Source organism: Wujia sp., from assembly GCF_056872695.1.
Window position 1 is genome coordinate 96,528 of the sequence record NZ_DBMFCD010000005.1, and the last position, 18,186, is coordinate 114,713.

Annotated in this window: 11 protein-coding genes; 1 reads left to right on the plus strand and 10 read right to left on the minus strand. The window is 45.0% G+C overall.

The genetic code is table 11. The features are described from left to right. Positions 1–45 precede the first annotated feature (45 nt). Complete coding sequence (locus ACZQK9_RS06565; RefSeq protein WP_216507617.1) at positions 46–3,612, minus strand: DUF5717 family protein; 3,567 nt, start codon at positions 3,610–3,612, stop codon at positions 46–48. Between the two features lie 194 nt (positions 3,613–3,806). Here ACZQK9_RS06565 and ACZQK9_RS06570 point away from each other — a divergent pair, with 194 nt between their 5' ends. Continuing rightward, a complete protein-coding gene (locus tag ACZQK9_RS06570) occupies positions 3,807–4,862 on the plus strand; it encodes a pyridoxal phosphate-dependent aminotransferase (RefSeq protein WP_178018260.1) in 1,056 nt (351 codons plus the stop codon). Positions 4,863–4,975: 113 nt separating this feature from the next. Here ACZQK9_RS06570 and glf read toward each other — a convergent pair whose 3' ends face one another. From glf to ACZQK9_RS06615, 9 genes are all read right to left on the minus strand, one after another. Further along, positions 4,976–6,097, minus strand: coding sequence for a UDP-galactopyranose mutase (gene glf, locus ACZQK9_RS06575; protein WP_483270049.1), 1,122 nt, complete (start codon positions 6,095–6,097; stop codon positions 4,976–4,978). 11 nt (positions 6,098–6,108) lie between these two features. After that, the gene (locus ACZQK9_RS06580) at positions 6,109–7,365 is read right to left on the minus strand and encodes a nucleotide sugar dehydrogenase (RefSeq protein WP_483270050.1); all 1,257 of its coding nucleotides are present in this window, start codon (positions 7,363–7,365) and stop codon (positions 6,109–6,111) included. Between the two features lie 85 nt (positions 7,366–7,450). Next, positions 7,451–10,150: an ABC transporter ATP-binding protein/permease gene (locus tag ACZQK9_RS06585; protein WP_483270051.1), complete on the minus strand. Its 2,700-nt coding sequence runs from the start codon at positions 10,148–10,150 to the stop codon at positions 7,451–7,453. 79 nt (positions 10,151–10,229) lie between these two features. Next, positions 10,230–11,957: a phospho-sugar mutase gene (locus ACZQK9_RS06590; protein WP_483270052.1), complete on the minus strand. Its 1,728-nt coding sequence runs from the start codon at positions 11,955–11,957 to the stop codon at positions 10,230–10,232. Between the two features lie 23 nt (positions 11,958–11,980). Continuing rightward, complete coding sequence (locus ACZQK9_RS06595; protein WP_483270053.1) at positions 11,981–13,348, minus strand: PEGA domain-containing protein; 1,368 nt, start codon at positions 13,346–13,348, stop codon at positions 11,981–11,983. 59 nt (positions 13,349–13,407) lie between these two features. Continuing rightward, the gene (locus ACZQK9_RS06600; protein ID WP_178018265.1) at positions 13,408–14,397 is read right to left on the minus strand and encodes a protein kinase family protein; all 990 of its coding nucleotides are present in this window, start codon (positions 14,395–14,397) and stop codon (positions 13,408–13,410) included. A gap of 77 nt (positions 14,398–14,474) precedes the next feature. Beyond that, positions 14,475–15,860 carry a CCA tRNA nucleotidyltransferase gene (locus ACZQK9_RS06605; RefSeq protein WP_216507621.1) on the minus strand — a complete coding sequence of 462 codons (1,386 nt, stop codon included), beginning with the start codon at positions 15,858–15,860 and terminating at the stop codon, positions 14,475–14,477. A gap of 65 nt (positions 15,861–15,925) precedes the next feature. Then, positions 15,926–17,362, minus strand: a complete 1,437-nt coding sequence (gene proS / locus ACZQK9_RS06610; RefSeq protein WP_178018267.1) for a proline--tRNA ligase — start codon at positions 17,360–17,362, stop codon at positions 15,926–15,928. Positions 17,363–17,394: 32 nt separating this feature from the next. Further along, the gene (locus ACZQK9_RS06615) at positions 17,395–18,105 is read right to left on the minus strand and encodes an RluA family pseudouridine synthase (protein WP_178018268.1); all 711 of its coding nucleotides are present in this window, start codon (positions 18,103–18,105) and stop codon (positions 17,395–17,397) included. Between the last annotated feature and the right edge of the window lie 81 nt (positions 18,106–18,186).

Here is an 18,186-nt window from a genome sequence, read left to right on the forward strand (position 1 = left end):
ACTCTTTTTCAATTCTATATACGTAATTCACGCATTGTTCCGTTTTTACAGGATACTTAAATTCTCCTCAAACAGATGTACCGTATTCAGATACACATCTAACGTCTCCAGCAGTTCATTATCCTCACGCATTTCCTGATTGACAAGCATACTGTTGATGATTTCAAAACGATTCCGGTCTTTGCGGTTAAATGCTTTGGACTTCAAGGACTCACTTTCTACCACATAAGAATTACCCTGTGTATCATCTGAAATCTCGTAGACGAGACGCTCGCCATGGAATACAACGTATTCTTTCACATACATGCCCGGAATCATCTCATCCAGAAGCTCTGTCTTATAAATCAGATTCTGTCTGGATCCGGTATCAAATGCATATTTTACAGTTATCTGCTTTCCCGGCTCGCTCTTGTAGATCAGATAAGTCTTGAGCATGACGTCCTGTGGCAGCTTGATAAAGGACCGGAAGCTCTTATAGAACGGAAGCAGCTTGCCTGCATCCATGAACTTACCAACTGCATCCTTGATCCACGTCTTCTGTTCTGCCGTGTAACGATCCAGCTTTGAAAAATGATGCAGCATGGACATACGGGAAATCTCATCCTCGATATTCCCCTTCTGAATCTCCTGATACAGACAGTCAAAAACACCACTCGGAATCTGTGCATCCTTGATCAGATAATTATAGCACGCAAACCGCAGGAACGCCTTTACAACCAGTCCACGGTTTCTGCCTGCATAATATGCCGTAAATATATCATAGATATATTCTACATTTCCCATTGCAAACATCATCTGGGCCAATGTATTTTCTGCCAGCAGCGAAATATCTCTGACACGGTTGCGTACCGTCTTGAAAATACCTGCCAGTTCTTCGAGATCCCCCTTATAATGATTGATAATATATATCAGAATCCGTTCATTGACCTTTCCGGATTTGTATAAGTGGATACAAATGGAAAGCAGATCCTCATTCAAAAATCCGTTACTGTCCTCCACTCCATAATCCGCCAGCCGATACAGTTCCTCACTATCGATCTCATCAAATCCATACAGCTTCACTGCCTGAAACGCCTTGTCAAACATGTTCATATCAACCATGTAGGCAATCATCACGCGTGCATTCGCATGATTCAGATACTCAATATCAAGTTTTTCCAGATATTTTGAAAGAACCTCGTTATCCAGATTCTCATGGTAGTACTCAATTATATTCAGGTATGCCTGCTGCTTATAATCATAGGAGATCTCATCACAGTTTACGATATCTCGCGCAGCATTGACCTCAATTGCCTTCTTGAATGTAAAATCACCGAGCTGCTCATAATTGTGCAGCAGCACCCGATAATCCCGTGGGCTGTACTTGCAGCAGATATCCATATATGCATTCTCATCTACAATACGCTCCAGACGATACGGAATAGATCCCGCATACCGGTTTCCCGCACTATCCTCGAAGATGATAGATGCCGTATTCGACAGAATCTCCACATACGCCTCACCGTTTATGATTGGCACACGCTGCACTTCCTCCAGCTCCTGATGTGTGACAATCACGGCACGCACGCCCTTATTGAAGCAGACAAGTTTTCTGCGGAAAATGATATTGATCAGCTTGCTCGCATAGAGCGGACTGACTGTCTCCGGCTCCAGAAACTCGTCATACAGAACCGTCAGATCATCACTGACCTTGCCACTGATAATCATATTCTCCATGAAATCCTGCATCGTTGTCGCATATTCATGGTACACTTTCATATGCTGGGACTTGTTGTAAATTACATTTGCATACAGATACGCCAGTTCCTTTTCCGAAAGTGTATTTTTATAATTCAGATACATTAAAACTGACTGTGGAATCAAATCGTATCTGGAGAAATTCATACTCTTGACAAAGCACTCATTCAGTCCGATAAATTTCAGGTTACGATCGACTGCATCCCGATAGAACCGATGGTACTTATTGTCCAGTTTTCCTGCACTGATCAGCATTGAACAGATACTTGACAGCACTTCATCACTCTTTTTTTTCGAGTAAATACTATCCATGATCTCAAAGATCTTCGCGTCAAACTGCCGGAACGATGCTGCAAGCTGGATAAATGCCTCAATGACTTCATCCGACAAATACTTATGACGCAGCCCCCATCGGATCGTTGTGACTTCCAAATCCGTAATGTGCTTGAGCAGCAGCGGGTTATTGTTCAGGACCTCGCATAGCTCCATATACATAAGCGGGCTGTTATATCCATGTTCATACAGGTTTCTGATCTCACGATATAAGGCAGTCTGGTCATTGTTATATGTTTCATCAACGAACAGCAGCAACCAAAAATAAAAAATCTTATCATCCTCTGTGCGGTAATTTCTGCGAATCAGTTCTTTCGCCTGTTCTGTCGCACGTCCGTCCTTACTTACCATCGCTTTCAGATAAGCATAATAGCAGCTCTGCTTGTTATTCATTCCGGAATTATCTACATCCGCCTCGATTCGCAGGAACTCCTGCTCGACCTTCTCGGTCTCACCCTGCATGATGTTCATATGCATGGTTCCCAGTCGATACAGATCCTCCTCCGGTACATACCGCGCCAGGTTGTTAAACGCAAACAGCGTCGTACTGATATACTCCCGAAGCTGGATTCTTCCCATCCGGTAATCCATGTAGGTACTGATCAGCCGGACCTGATTACTTTTGATCAGATGTGTCTTGCTTCCCGGTTTTGCGACCTTAATCTCCTTCTCTGCAGGTTTGGAAAGATTAATCTCAATCTCAATCGTCTGATATACATTCTCGATTATAATTTTACCCGATGTTACACCATCCGGAATATTCTCCGGTGAAATCAGTACGTCGAGTGAAAACAGATTGCCATAAAAATCTGCACTGGTTATCACTTTTCTCGCAGGGATAATGAAGTCTTCCGTGGAACGCACAGTCGAACTGCTATATCCCCATGTATTTTTACTGATATTGATTGATATCTTGGACAGCTCCTCCGGAAATTCCAGATTTACCTTTGCCTTTGATACGGACAATGTCAGCGCACGTTTCTTGTGTACATAGACAAGGAACTCCTCCAGCGCCTGATTTACCGACTGGCTTTCCATCAGACTGTTATAAATCTGCTTGATTACCGGATCCCGATTAATAAACGTACGCTTAAAATCATCGCGCACAAACACACGCGCCGCCTCTGCCCAATTGCTCTCAGCAAGTGTTGCAAATTTAAAGAGATCATCGATTTTCTGATCTCCATATTTTACATATGGTGTCGTGATATCAATGTCATATAGAATCTTAAATTCACCGCCATCGGTAATGACACTGATATGTCCCTTGTAATTTTTTCCTGCCTCCAGACAGGTTGCATCAAACGTAAATCCTACATCAAAATTCTTCGCAATAAATGTGTGCTGATTAAAGCGAAGCATATAACGGCTGTCATACACCATCGCCTTGATTACATGATCATTCGTACTGTTTACCGTGAAGACGCCTTCGTACAAAGTTCCCGATTCAATATTCAGTTTTAAAAACTTCTCCGATATAGCCACCTCAGGTCTGTCTACCTGAAATTCGCCTTTTGCGTAATGTTCTACTATCGCCTTCATGGTATCTCCTTTATTTCTCGGCTTTGAGCTGAAATCCTACTTGTCTTTCGTCTGTTTAATAGGTATAATTAGTGTTATGAGGGTATAGTTCACCCACTATCCCCTTTTAACACATATCACATTATAACAAACCCCCTTTCTTTTTTCAAGACAGGGTTATAAATGGTTTTGTTTCAATTGTATAGGAGGAAAATATGAATAATGGTCCACTTCGCATCGAGCAGTATGAGACTGTCCGATATGACATAAATTGTAATCCGCTTGGTGTCCCGGAAAGCGTTACACGTGCAATCATAGAAAACATCGAATCCGTTGGCTGCTATCCGGATTCATATTATGAACCGTTAAAAAATTCTATCGCTTCTTATGCCGGCTGTTCCCCGGAACATCTGGTGCTTGGCAGCGGCAGTTCTGATCTGCTGCGGCTGTTTGTCGCATTGCTCGCGCCAAAGAAAGCCCTGCTCCTGATCCCGTCTGCAACGGATTATGAGCATGTATTATCCGTATATGGCTGTGAAACCGACTTTTATGAACTGGATATCAATCAGGACTACAGGCTGGATATGGATGATTTTATTGCCCAGTTGTCCGATGCATACGACATGGTAATTCTCGGCAATCCAAACAACCCAACTTCACAGGCCATCTCCAAAGAGGATATCGAAAAACTTGCAGCCACTTGCAGTAAGTTTGGGATTTCCCTTCTGGTAGATGAAATGTATATCGAATTTACAGAAAACTACCAGAGCCGGACAGCGATTTCCCTTGTAAACACCTATGAGAATCTGATTATTCTCCGCAGCGTGTCAAAATTCTTCTCTGTTCCGGGACTCCGGCTTGCTTATGCGATCATGAATAACGAGATGAACATGACCATCATCAATATGACCGCAACACCAAACAGCATTTCCTGTCTGACTGCCGCTGCATGTACGGCGATGCTGGAAGATAAATCCTACATACGCGAATCGCATTCCCGCATCTTTACCGAGCGCAATCTGATCTACTCGGCAATGAGCACAAACAAAAATCTACGGTTGTTTAAACCAAGCGCAAATTTTGTGTTAATGCAGATTCTAAAAGAGGATATAACCGCAAAATCCCTACTGGCACATTGTAATCTGAAGGGCATTGTACTTCGAAACTGTGAAGATTTCCACGGATTAGATTCTCATTTCGTGCGGTTTTCCATCATGAACCCGATGCAAAACGACCTTATGGTAAATACAATTCTGGAATTGCTTCGATAACTATATATGAAAAAGCCTAGAAACTGTTCAAAGCAGAGATCTATATGCAGAAAAAGCGGTTGGAACAGCTTATCTGTTTCCAACCGCCTTTTATCATCGCAATCTCTATGTATTTATGCGAGTTCTTTCTCACTCATTGCAAGTGCGGATGCAATTACGGCATCCATATCATAATACTTGTACTCACCAAGGCGTCCACCAAAGATCACGTGTGACTCCTTCTCACCAAGGTTCTTGTACTGCTGATATAATGCACTATTCTTCTCATCATTTACCGGATAATACGGCTCATCTCCCACCTTCCACTCAGAAGAGTATTCACGAGAGATAACCGTCTTCGGCAGATCATTGCCCGCATCATCCTTGCCAAACTCAAACCATTTGTGTTCAATGATACGCGTCCAAGGTGTATCTGCATCAGTATAGTTCACGGCTGCATTCCCCTGGAAGTTTGACTTATCCAGCAGTTCTGTCTCAAACCGGACAGAACGATATTCGAGCGCACCAAGCTTATAATCAAAATAAGCATCAATCGCACCTGTGTAGACAACTTTCTCTGCCATTGCATCATACTCTGGCTTATGTGCCAAATAATCCGTTCCAAGCTTCACTTCGATTCCGTCAAGAAGGTTCGCAACCATCTTCGTGTAACCTCCCATCGGAATTCCCTGATACAACGCATTGAAATAATTGTTATCAAATGTCAGGCGCACCGGCAGACGTTTGATGATAAATGCCGGAAGCTCTGTACATGGGCGTCCCCACTGCTTCTCTGTATATCCCTTGACCAGCTTCTCATAAATATCTGTTCCAACCAGGCTGATTGCCTGTTCCTCCAGATTCTTAGGCTCCGTGATACCTGCTGCCTGCTTCTGTTCCTCAATCTTCGCTGTCGCTTCGTCCGGTGTCACCACGCCCCACATCTTATTGAATGTATACATGTTAAATGGCAGGCTGTACAACTCGCCCTTGTAATTTGCTACCGGCGAATTTGTAAACCGGTTAAACTCCGCAAATTTTGTAATATACTCCCATACCTGTTTGTTGTTCGTATGGAAAATATGCGCACCGTATTTATGTACATGGATGCCCTCCACGTCCTCCGTATACACATTGCCGGCAATCTGCGGGCGTTTGTCGATCACGAGCACTTTCTTTCCTTTTTCCTTTGCCTGCTGTGCAAATACAGCTCCATACAAACCTGCTCCAACCACTAAATAATCATACTGTTTCATACCTTGTCTCCTTAATCTCTCCGAAATATGTCTCTTGTATATACCTTATCCTGCACATCGTCCAGTTCCGCATTGTAACGGTTTGCAAGAATTGCATCGCTCTGTTGCTTAAACGGTTCCAGATCATTCACTACCTTAGATCCAAAAAATGTTGTTCCCTCCGGCAGCGTCGGCTCATAAATGATCACCTTTGCTCCCTTTGCTTTGACACGTTTCATAACTCCCTGAATGGAGCTTTGCCGAAAGTTGTCCGAATTCGACTTCATCGTCAGGCGGTAGACACCAATCGTCACATCCTTCTCACTTGCAGCATTCCACTCGTTATTCGCACCATAACTGTAATAGCCTGCCTTCTCAAGCACCCGGCTCGCAATAAAATCCTTCCGCGTGCGGTTGCTTTCCACGATTGCCGTCATCATATTCTGCGGTACACTGTCATAATTGGCAAGCAGCTGTTTCGTATCCTTCGGAAGACAGTAACCGCCATAACCGAAGCTCGGATTGTTGTACTGCGTCCCGATTCTCGGATCTAAGCACACGCCATCAATAATCGCCTGCGTGTCAAGCCCCTTCATCTCTGCATATGTATCCAGTTCGTTAAAATACGACACTCTTAACGCGAGATACGTGTTTGCAAACAGTTTGACTGCCTCTGCCTCGGTAAATCCCATGAACAGCGTGTCGATATCTTCCTTTTCCGCGCCCTCCTGCAACAACCGCGCAAATGTATGCGCCGCAGCGTCCACCTCTGCATCGCCCTTATCCGTACCGATAATGATACGGCTTGGATATAGGTTGTCATACAGTGCCTTGGATTCCCGCAGGAACTCCGGACTAAACAGAATCCGGCTTGTCTGATATTTCTTTCTTACCAACTCGGTATAACCAACCGGGATCGTCGATTTGATCACCATAAACGCTTCCGGATTCACCTTCAGTACAAGCTCAATCACCGCTTCTACCGCCGTCGTATCAAAGAAGTTCTTCTGGCTGTCATAGTTTGTCGGTGCTGCAATGATGACAAAATCTGCGTCATGATAAGCTGCCTCACCATCTAAGGTTGCTGTCAGATGCAAGTCCTTCTCTGCCAGGTATTTCTCAATATAATCATCCTGGATTGGTGAGACCTTATGGTTGATCTGCTCCACCTTCTCCGGGACGATATCGACTGCCGTCACCCTATGATTCTGGGACAGCAGAGTTGCAAGTGACAACCCAACATAACCGGTTCCTGCAACCGCAATCTTCAAATCTTCAAATACTCTCATACTTCATTCCTCCCATATGCCCGTCCAAAATGCTCATTCATAATCAAGCATCTATCCTTCCAGCTTCTTTGTTCTCTGCTATTCCTTACTCACTCCGCAAAGCCTCAACCGGATCCTTCTTCGATGCCACACGCGATGGAATCAGTCCACCAATCATTGTCAACACAACACTGATTGCTACTAAGATTACACCTCCGGCAGCTGGTAGTTTAGCCACACCGGTAAGTCCTGCCAGGTGATGAATCACTGCATTGATCGGAATATTCAGGATCACCGTAACACCAATACCGATCAGTCCTGCTACAAATCCGATGATAATCGTTTCTGCATTAAATACACGCGAGATATCCTTCTTTGATGCGCCAATGCTTCGCAGTACACCAATCTCCTTCGTCCGCTCCAATACGGAAATATACGTGATAATACCGATCATAATCGAGCTTACCACGAGAGAAATTGCCACGAATGCCATCAGCACATACGAGATTGCATTAATAATCGTACTGATGGAGGACATCATCGTGCCTACCATATCCGTATAAGAGATTTCCTTCTCATCTTCACCGTTCGCTTTCACCATGTCGTTATATTCTTCAATCACATCGATAATCTTTTCTTTCGACTCAAAATCAATCGGATAGATGCGGATCACCTTCGGATCATTCTCATAGGCAATACCAAGTGTGACGAGATTGTCATCATAGGTCGCACTTTCCGCCGACTTCAGATCAGAAAGTGACATACTGTTCGACACACTCTGTGTCTGTTCCGTCATCGTCTGCATAAACTGTTTTAACTGGTCTGCCGGAAGGCTTGCCATATATTCATACAGTTGATCCTCTGTCATATCCGCGATTCCCATCTCGCTCATCGCGTCCTGCGCCTGCTGCTCGGCTTCCTTCTGTGCCTCTTCATTCAGATCGGCCCCAAATTCATAGCCGGTAAATACATTCTTGTCCGGATCCGCAAGCTGTGCCTTGCCTGCTTCACTGTCTCTCGACAGCTCCATCAGCTTCTCCACAAGCGCGTGAGTATATCCAATTGTTGTTGTGATTGAATGTACGGTTGCATCCTCATTTGGACGGACAATTCCGACGATCTTGATATCCAGCCCATTTTTGATCTTATCTTTCAGATAATCTGCATCATCGCTCTTATCGACATAGCATTTCTCTGCTTCATCGTATTCATAAAAATCCGAAGACGGAATTACCTTATAGGTGAGGCTCAGCAGATCATCGTAGGTGTATGACGTGTTCGGATAGGTCTTTGTCTCACCCTTCAATGCCGCACGCATCATCTCCTGCATCTCGCTGACATCCCGGATTCCAAGCGAATACAACTCATAATCGCTGATTTCGTTATCCTTCGTCACAACCATGACAACCTCATCATAATTCTCCGGCCAGCGTCCGGCTACGACATCATACTGGTTTTCAAGCAGTTCCTGATTGCTGATCATCTCGGACCAGACATTCGTCGTACTCTGTGTCCCTGTCATGCCAAGGTTGTCCATCTCTGACATCGAACCGAAACCGATACTGTCAAACACAGTACTCGGATTTACCTGATAGACTTCCTTATCTACATCACTTTTGTAGGCATTGATCGTAATACCATACGTATACATGATATCACTGGTGTAGTCTTTCATCTTCTGACCGTCCCCTTCTTCGATATAATCCTTGAAGGATACCATGTCGTTGACCTTGACCTCGCCAAGCATATTCTTCATATAATTTCCGACAAAGTTGTTCGAATATACCTTGTCCATATCATGTTCTTCTTCGCTCTTCATCTCAGTGCCAAGCATAAGGTTCATCATCGCCGACATATCAATCGACTCATCTGTGATTTCCAGCGGGTAGGTGGAAAGCGTATCCTCCTCCACATTTTTGATATAATTCCGGAAACCATCCGATAACGATAAGATCAGAGCGATACCGATGATGCCGATACTACCTGCAAATGCGGTAAGCAGGGTACGTCCCTTCTTCGTAAGCAGATTGTTAAAAGACAGATTCAGTGCCGTAAAATACGACATCCGCTTATGCTTTAAGTCCTTCCTGCTTAATTCCTCATACGTTTCCTTTCCCGCTTCCTCGTCAGAATACGGCATACTGTCATCCGTGATCTCGCCATCTAACAGCTTGACGATTCTTGTACTGTACTGTTCTGCAAGCTCCGGGTTATGTGTGACCATAATAACGAGACGATCCTTTGCAATCTCCTTTAAGAGATCCATGATCTGTACGCTTGTCTCTGTATCAAGTGCACCGGTCGGTTCATCCGCAAGCAAGATCTCCGGATCATTGATCAGTGCACGCGCGATTGCCACACGCTGCATCTGGCCTCCGGACATCTGGTTTGGTTTCTTATGAATCTGATTGCCAAGACCAACCTTCTCTAATACCTCTTTCGCCCGTCGTCTGCGCTCACTCTTCGAGACACCCGACAAAGTCAGAGCCAGCTCCACATTCTGCAGCACCGTCTGGTGCATAATCAGATTGTAGCTTTGGAATACAAAACCAACACTGTGATTCCGGTAGGTATCCCAGTCTTTATCCTTATATTTCTTCGTTGATTTTCCTTTGATAATCAGATCACCATCCGTATACTGATCAAGTCCTCCAACGATATTTAAAAGCGTTGTCTTTCCACAGCCGGAATGTCCAAGAATGGATACAAACTCATTTGCCCGAAAATTAATACTGACACCCTTTAATGCCTGTACTTTCGAATCGCCCTCTCCATAGTTTTTAACGATATTCTTTAGTTGTAGCATGTCATCTTCCTTCCATAAAAGCGACAAATACCCACAGTATATCTGTTTACAGATAATGCTGTGGGTGCCTGCCGCCTTATTACATCATATATTCAATCATCTTATTGACTGCTTCACCAAATTCCTCTGACTTCTGCTGTGCATCCTCAAAATCCTTACCGATGACACCATAATAGAACTTGATCTTTGGCTCTGTACCGGACGGACGGACGCAAAGCCATGCGCCACCTTCCAGCTCGTAATATACAACGTTTGACTTTGGAAGACCAGTCGGAATAACCGCCTTATTCTTCATATTTGTCGCTGTATCGTTGTCATAATTACGTGCCCAGAGTACTTGTAAGCCTGCGATCTCCTTTGGTGTATGAGACTTCAGCTGCTCCATGATGTTCTTGATCTTCTCAAGACCTTCGATACCCTTTAAAGTAAGTGTATGGATTGCATCCACATGATAACCATACTTCTCATAGATATCAATCATCGCATCCCATAAGGTCTTGCCCTGTGAACGATAATACGCAGCTGCCTCGCAGAGTGCCATCGTAGCAACGATTGCATCCTTATCTCTGGCATGTGTACCAATCAGACATCCGTAGCTTTCCTCAAATCCAAAGAGATATGTGCCTGTATGCTTTGTCTCGAACTCTAACATCTTCTGACCAATAAACTTAAATCCTGTCAGAACCTCAACGAGCTTCACGCCGTAGCTCTTTGCCATCTCATTTACAAGGTTTGTTGTAACGATAGACTTGATCAGTGCGCCATCCTTCGGCAGACCTCTTGTCGCCTTGATCTGGCTGAGCTCATATTCCGCAAGCAGACTTCCCGACATATTTCCGGTCAGGCAGTGATACTCACCTTCCTTATCCTTCACATACACACCGAGACGGTCTGCATCCGGATCCGTCGCGAGAACAAGATCTGCATCATGCTGCTTTGCAAGTGCAAGTGCAAGCTCAAACGCCTCTGCTGCCTCCGGGTTCGGATAGCTTACGGTCGGGAAATCACCATCCGGCAATTCCTGCTCGGGAACCACATATACGTTCTCAAATCCAAGCTCACGAAGAATTCTTCTTGCCGGAATATTTCCTGTACCATGTAATGGTGTATATACAATCTTTAATTCTTTTCCGTATTTGTCGATGCACTCCTGATGCAGAACAAGCTTTTTGAGCTCTGCCATGTATGCATCGTCAATTTCCTTACCGATTACTTCATATAAGCCCTCATGGATGGCTTCCTGCTTCGGCATTGTGACTGCATCCTGTACAGAGATTGCCTTTACCTCTCGCATGATTCCTGCATCGTGCGGAGGTGTGATCTGTGCGCCATCCTCCCAATATACTTTGTATCCGTTATACTCTGGTGGATTATGACTGGCTGTTACATTGATACCTGCCACACAGTCAAGGTAACGAACAGCAAACGAAAGCTCCGGTGTTGGACGGAGAGACTCAAACACATATGCCTTAATTCCATTTGCCGCAAGGCACAATGCTGCTACATCTGCAAACTCTGGCGAACAATGTCTGGAATCGTATGCAATCGCAACACCCTTCGCCTGCTTCTTACGTTGCTTAATATAATTCGCAAGTCCCTGTGTTGCTTTCGCAACAATATAATTATTCATACGGTTTGTACCGGCACCGATGATGCCACGCAATCCGGCTGTACCAAACTCAAGATCCATGTAAAAACGCTCTTTGATCTCTTTTTCATCGTCTTTAATTGCAGCCAATTCCTGTCTTGTAGCCTCATCGAAAAATGGGTTTGTCAGCCATTCTTCATAAACCTTTTTGTAATCCATGTCCATGATGTTCCTCCTACTATTTAGTCCAACACGGATATCAGATCCGCGTAGCTATATTCATCGTCTTTGCCGTCATCCTCGGCTTGTATAGTATAACTTTTTATCAAATAACCGGCCTTATATAAGGTAATGGTATGTGTTCCCGCCGTCTTTTTTATAGACACCGGTGCGATTCCAACGTAATCTCCATCGAAATATACGCCAACACCTTCCGGTTTTTTAATCGTAATCTTATTTCCCTGCTCTGCCGACTCTGTCGTCTGTCCACTCTGCGTCGTGGCAGATGTAGTCTGCGGATTTTGTGTCGCTTCCGTCGTCTGGGTCGTCTGCCCTGACGTGGTAGTCTGTGCTTCCTGCGTTGTTGCCTCGGTCGTTTCTTCCGTTGACTCTTCTGTTGTTTCCTGCTGCAGGGTTACATGCAGGTTCTTCATTGTATCTGTTATTTTAAAGCTGCCCCGGAAGCTGTCATAGCCCTCCGCTGTAATGCTTAATTCATGATCACCGTACAACCCCGTATATGTTCGGTTTGCAATAATCTCTCCGTCAACTTTAATCACTTCGCCGGCATCTTCTGGCGTCACAGCAAAAGTAACCGTTCCTGACGGAATCGCAATATCTGAAATATCCACGTTCAATTCGCGGTCCTTCATCACCCGGATACTTTTTTCTCCGAAATATCCATTCTTATTAATACGAAGTGTATAATCGCCCTCTCCGACCGCCACCAGCATATCCGTTGTCACTGGTACGATCACATCTTTTCCAATCTCCACAAAACCGCCAACATACGTTCCCTGATTCAGCAGACGGACATAGCCATGTCCCTTCGTAATGACCACAGATACCAGATTTCCATTCCACACGGACAACGTCACTTCATCCTCTGTGTTCACATCCACAAGAGATAACACCTGATTTCCATCAAACACCTGTGCATAATCAGACACCTTATAGCTGGTTCCATTACAAGACGCCGTATGTTCTTCCTGCCGGTACAAAAATTTCTTGACCTGCGTATACGTCTTAACCTTGGCATTCTTTGCTATACTGACCAGTTTCTCCGTATCTGCATAATAAACGATATCCACAACATTTCCGCAGACAACACTGTCAATGCCGATATCCGTGCCTTTCGTATCACTCACACGCACACCGCCATGATATTGCAGGGTTATATCCGTACCATCCAGCACCGATACAAAATGCATCTGATTATTTTCCATGTCCATGCTCGTTATGATCGCTGTCATAGAGGTCTCTTCATGCCTGACAGAAACCTCCTCCGTATTCTCATAGACCTTGATGTCATTGTTCTTCTGACCGCAGCCTGTCAATACGAATGCAAGCATCAGCACAACGAATCCATATTGTATCATCCGCTTATTCATAAAACCACCTTAACTTCTGTATTATACAAGATTATTTTGCAAATGTGAAGATTATATATTCATTTTTTCGAGATATTATAGCCAGATAATTTTTCAAGCAGCGCCTGTTTCTTTTCTTCCTCCTCGATAATGCGGTTCAATTTTTCAACCATTTTCGGAGAAATCCTTGTTTTTGCTCCATTCATATACTGATTGGACAGCTTGTAGAATTTTTCCGGATACCGATAAAGGCCACAGATGTATTCTACATCCGCCTGTCGTAACGGGATTCCAAGCTGATACTGTTCCAGAATTGTAGTGAGAAGCGCATATGTGTATCCGTTTTTTTCAACCGTTTTCCGGATAAAATAATACAAATCCTGTAACTGGTTTCCGATATGATATTTCTCAAAATTTATCGTTGCAATATAGCGGTTGTCCGCAGACCCGCACACTAACACACTATGGTGATTATAAGTTCCATGACAATATCCCATATGCGTATCCTCGGTTATCTCCGCCTTTGCCTGCTCACATCGCAGTCCCTGCGCATAAAAATACGGAAACGCCTGCATGAATAACGCTTCAAACTCCCGTTTTGGGCTTTGTCTTGCAATATAATTATGTACCCGTTTCATTTCCCGGTTGCGCCGCTTGACATCATTTCGTTCCCGGATCTGCATATCCCGGTCAATCTCCTGCCATACCTTCCGGCCTGCCCGGTGTAGTGCAACCAGATTATCAACTGCAAGCAGAATTTCGTTTTTATTGTTGACATTCATTTCACGGCCATCAAAATACATCCGCATCACAAACGGATTCCCATAACGGTCATACGTGATAAGCTCTTCTTCCACGTTTTTTACCAGACGATCGATATGCCAAAAACCCGCCTGATACATATGCTCCTTAAATTCATACTCCGCCTGCAGGCGCTTTTCCCCCACAGTCGTTGCACGCAGCTGTCTTACCCCCTTGTCCGTGTGCAGCAGCATAGCTCCCCGTCCCCGTCCTATGTGATCCAAACTCACATCGTACATCTCGAATACTTCCGACATTTTTTCAGCCACAAAAAATCCCCTCCCAACATCAGTCTTGTTAATTGTATGCCGGGAAAGGGGGATTCATTCCGATTGATTGTCCGCATCTATAGATACGATTCTTTTACAATCGCCAATAATTGTTCACTTGTATTTAATTCCGGTTCTTCCAAAACCCGGTCGAACAGATCTCGCAAAATATGTCCCATATCCGGCCCAGGTTTTACGCCAATTGTAATCAGATCTTTTCCGCTGATTGCCATATCTGACAATTTCAGACATTGCTTCTCTTCTATGATCTGTGCAAACATCTCCTCCATATGTGCGATCACCTGCCTGCGCTGTTCCAGATGGTAGTCACTCTGTCCCGCCATATCTCCTTTACGGATTTGCAGGAAATCCGCAAAATACTCTGCTCCAAGCTGTGCTACAAACCGACGGAAGCTCTTCATACCCGGTCCATCCCCGGCAAGCCCGTAATCATGATTTTTCACCAGTCTGCAAACCTGATCGATTGTATCGTTATCCAGCTTTAAGCGACGTAGAATTGCACGCGCCATCTTCGCCGAAATCTCCTGATGTCCATAAAAATGATCGACGCCTGCTTCGTCCGTCGTTTTACATTCCGGTTTTCCGACATCATGTAACAACGCCGCATAGCGAAGTACCGCGGTATCAGATACCGCCTGCATGACCTTCAGGGTATGATGTCCAACATCGTACAGATGGTAGGGGTTGTTCTGCAGCGTCTGCATCATCCGGTCGAACTCTGGCAGAAATACTTCGGTCAATCCCAGCTCATATGCCTCCTCCAGCCGTTCCGGATGTCTCGACACAAGCATCTTTGTAAGCTCCGTACAAATCCGTTCTGCACTAATATCCCTCAGATACTTTGCCTGTTCCCGCATGGCTGTACGCGTTGCTTCCTCGATTGCAAAATCAAGCTGCGCAGCAAACCGAACCGCCCGCAGAATACGAAGTGCATCCTCGTCAAACCGTTCTGACGCCTCACCCACACAGCGGATGATTCCCTCCTTCAGATCGTCCTGTCCACCGAAGATGTCAATCACACCCTGCTCCGGATTGTACGCCATCGCATTGATCGTAAAATCCCGGCGTTTCAGATCTTCTTCCAGGCTCGCTGTAAAACACACGGATTCCGGCCGGCGATGATCAGTATAAACGCCATCCACCCGATACGTCGTCACCTCAAACGCATAATCCGTATGGCTTGCAGGTGCTCCGCTTCCATCATCCAGAATTTCACGGTTTACCAAAACCGTCACAGTTCCATGCTGGATTCCTGTGTCGATCGTGCGTCGGAAAATCGCTTTGACCTCCTCCGGTTTCGCTGAAGTCGTAATATCCCAGTCATTCGGTTTCTTACCGAGCAGACTGTCCCGCACGCATCCACCAACAATATACGCCTCGTATCCATGCCTGTTCAATTGTCGTAAAATATATGCCGCCCCTGTCGGAATCTCTATTTTCATGTATTTCACCCGAATAAACAACTACCCTGCTGATACCAGCAGGGTAAATGTTCTGATTTCTATTTTTAGTATGCCCTTCCAAAATAAACCATATGCTTTGCAGGCTTGCCACAATGTACACATACATCGCCAAGCTTCTCCTGTGCAAACGGAATACATCTTGTTGTTGCTCCTGTCTCATCCTTGATGGCTGTCTCACAGGCTTCCTCGCCACACCACATCGCCTTGATGAATCCCTGCTTCTTCTCCAGAATATCTGTGAACTCATCCCAGTTTGTTGCTACATGTGTATTCGCATCACGGTGTGCCTTTGCCTTTGCATACATATCGTCATGCATCTGTGCAAGCAGCGCCTCACAGGTCTCTGTCAGCTTATCAAATGGCACGATGGTCTTCTCTCTTGTATCACGACGGACAACAACTGCCTGTCCTGCCTCGATATCCTTTGGTCCAACCTCAACACGAAGAGGAATACCCTTTACTTCCTGCTCTGCAAACTTGAATCCAGGACTCTTGTCAGAATCGTCAACCTTTACACGGAAGTTTGAAGCAAGCACACCACGAAGTTCTTCTGCCTTCTCCAGCACGCCCTCTTTCTTCTGCATAATCGGAACAATCATGATCTGTGTCGGAGCTACCTTCGGAGGAAGCACCAGTCCGCTGTCATCACCATGTACCATAATGATAGCACCGATCATTCTTGTTGTCATACCCCAGGATGTCTGATGTACATACTGCAGTTTATTGTCTTTATCTGTATATTGAACACCAAATGCTCTTGCAAATCCATCCCCGAAATTGTGGCTCGTCCCGGACTGCAACGCCTTACCATCGTGCATCAGCGATTCGATTGTATAAGTTGCCTCAGCACCTGCGAATTTCTCTTTGTCTGTCTTACGTCCCTTGATAACCGGAATTGCAAGCACCTCCTCACAGAAGTCCGCATAGACATTCAGCATCTGGATCGTTCTTGCCTCTGCTTCCTCAGCTGTCGCGTGTGCCGTATGGCCTTCCTGCCACAGGAACTCTCTGGAACGAAGGAACGGTCTTGTCTCTTTCTCCCAACGGACAACGGAACACCACTGGTTATATACCTTCGGAAGATCACGATAACTCTCGATTTCCTTGGAATAGAAATCACAGAACAATGTCTCAGATGTCGGTCTGACACACAAGCGTTCCTGCAATTCATTCAATCCACCATGTGTTACCCATGCGACCTCCGGTGCGAATCCCTCAACATGATCCTTTTCCTTCTCCAATAGGCTCTCCGGAATAAACATCGGAAGGTATACATTCTCTACACCAGTTGCTTTGAATCTCTCATCAAGATTCTTCTGAATCAACTCCCAAATGGCATAGCCTGCCGGTTTGAAAACCATACAACCCTTTACGCTTGTGTAATCACACAGCTCTGCCTTACGGACAACGTCCGTATACCACTGCGCAAAATCCTCATCCATTGCTGTAATATGCTCTACTAATTTCTTGTCCTTTGCCATTTCTCTTTTCCTTTCTATCTCATATCTCTATATTATTCAAATTCATCCAGATCAAGCACCTCGAAGGCTTCGCCCTCCGGCTCTTTCTTGATCACGATCTCCTCTCCGGTAATCGGGTGCGTAAATTCCATCCGTGAGGAGAACAATCCGATCTGCTTATACTTGCGTTTTGTCTTTGCAAATTTCGGGTTATATTTCGTATCACCCCAGATGCCACAACCCCGGCTTGCAAACTGTACTCGAATCTGATGATGTCTGCCTGTTCCAAGCTCGATCAGCACATAACTTAAGGTTCCATCATCGGTATCCATGACATCGAGTACATCGTAGAAAAGTTCTGCGCGTTTAGCACCTTTCTCGCCTTTTTTCACAACCTTCGTTGTGTTCGTTTTTCCGTCTCGCAGAAGATAGTCCACCATCTCACCCTCAAAATCGGGAAGCTCGCCGGTAATCACTGCCTGATAATATTTCGTAATCTCGCCATCCTGCTGCATGTCCGAAAGTTTCGCCGCCATATCCGGGGTCTTTGCAAATACCATCACACCCCCTACGGGTCGGTCAAGCCGGTGAATCGCTGCCACATATGGCTCTTCCGCCTGCTCCGATGTATCCTGATCATACAGATAATGTTTGACTTTTGTGATCATATCTTCATCATTACCCTTATCTCCCTGCGACAATACACCATATGGTTTCACACAGGCGATCAGATATGCATCCTCATATAAAATCTCTAATTTCATAATTCCTGTCCATTTCTGATATGTTTCCCATACCCCAGCTATATTTGCACATAACTAAAAAGAATTATACAAGAATTGCCA